The sequence below is a fragment of the Mesorhizobium sp. M1A.F.Ca.IN.022.07.1.1 genome (assembly GCF_003997575.1).
Lineage (GTDB): Bacteria > Pseudomonadota > Alphaproteobacteria > Rhizobiales > Rhizobiaceae > Mesorhizobium.
Window position 1 is genome coordinate 1 of the sequence record NZ_RZST01000597.1, and the last position, 1,660, is coordinate 1,660.

The following is a 1,660-nucleotide window of genomic DNA, read 5'->3' on the forward strand; positions in this document are numbered from 1 at the left end:
CCTCACCCGCTGCGCCTCTCAGCTCGCTGAGCTGCAGGCGGCGCGCGAGGCGCTGCCCGGCTCCGACCTGACCAAGCTCGCGCATTCGCTCGCCGGCGCGGCCGGCACTTTCGGCTTTGCGGAGATCAGCGTGCGGGCGTCAGAGCTGGAAACGCTGCTCATCGAGCAGGCGGAAGGCGGCGATGTCCGCGCGGCGCTCGATGCCTTAATCGGGGAGATCGAGCGGACGCTGGCCTGACGGCACCCGCCGGGCTCACTTCTTGGCGGCGCCGAGGCCGGTCCTGGTCATCTCGCCCCAGCCCTGGTTGCCGCGCAAGAATTGCCACCAGCCTTTCACGCGCCAGAAATTGTTGAGCTGGCGGTAGCCGAAATTCTCGACCACGGCGGCCGCCGTCAGAACGGCGAGATCCCTGGCGCGCGGAAAGCGCTGCAGCTCGGCCTCTTCCAGGATGAGCGAGCAGACGCTGACGCAGACGCCATAGGTGAAGATCAGCGAAGTGAAGGCCAGGAGATATTCGGCCGACAGGATGCCGAGCAGCCAGAAGGCCGGGATCAGGATATAGCCCAGCACCTCCGCCACCGGCCCCATCACATCGACGATGAAGATGTGGCCGAAGCCGAGGAAGCCGACGCGGCCATAGCGCGGGTTCAAGAACATGGCGCGGTAGCGGAAGAAGCATTCGAGCGCTCCGCGCTGCCAGCGCGTGCGCTGCCTCGCCAGAACGCTCAGCGTTTCCGGCGCCTCGGTCCAGCACACCGGCTCGGGAATGAACTGAACGCGGTATTTGCGCTTCTTGTCGCGCATGTGGCGGTGCAGCTTGATCACAAGGTCGAGGTCCTCGCCCATCGAGCCCTTGGTGAAGCCGCCCACCGCCACCACTTCGGCACGGCGGAACATGCCGAAGGCGCCGGAAACCAGCATCAGCGTGTTGACGCTGCTCCAGGCAAGCCTGGCCATCAGGAAGGCGCGCAGATATTCGACCACCTGGAAGAGCGGCAGCAGGCGGCTCGGCAAATGGACCTCGCGCACCCTGCCGGCCTCGATCTTCGAGCCGTTGGCGATGCGGATCGTGCCTCCGACGGCGATGGTGCGCTCGGGATCGTCGATGAAGGGCTGGGCGGCGCGCATCAGCGCGTCGGGCTCGAGGATGGAATCGCCGTCGATCACACAGAAGAGCGGCGCGCGGCAGACATTGATGCCGGCATTCTGCGCGTCCGCCTTGCCGCCATTCTCCTTGTCGACCACGAACAGCCGCTCGGTCATCGGCGAGGAATAGAGCCCGCGGATCGGCTTGTGCGCCAGCGCGTCCTCGTAGGGACGATGGAACTTCACCAGCTTGAAGCCCTCGATCAGGCGTTGCAAGGTCTGGTCCTTCGAGCCGTCATTGACGACGATGACCTCGAAATTCGGATATTCGAGCGCCAGCATCGAATGGACGCTCTCCACCACATTCACTTCCTCGTTATAGGCCGGCACCAGAAGCGCGATTGGCGGCGCGACCTCGCCGTAGCGCTGCCAGAGCAGCGCCGAGCGCGCCACCGGCGGGCGCTTGGACAGCGCATAGCCGGCGAGGACGAGCTGCAGCAGATAGATTGTCGTCTGCGCCAGCCCCGCCGCGATGATGAACCAGGACAGGATGGTGGCGGCAAGGACGATCTC

2 protein-coding genes are annotated in these 1,660 nt (G+C 65.6%); one reads left to right on the forward strand and one right to left on the reverse strand.

Translation table 11 applies throughout. The features are described from left to right. The coding region (locus EOA75_RS32590) for an Hpt domain-containing protein (RefSeq protein WP_164747745.1) at positions 1-238 on the forward strand (238 nt) is incomplete at its 5' end. A 15-nt stretch (positions 239-253) separates the two neighbouring features. Here the strand turns inward: EOA75_RS32590 and EOA75_RS32595 are convergent. Continuing rightward, positions 254-1,660: glycosyltransferase family 2 protein (locus EOA75_RS32595; protein WP_206517107.1), on the reverse strand; the 1,407-nt coding region annotated here is incomplete at its 5' end.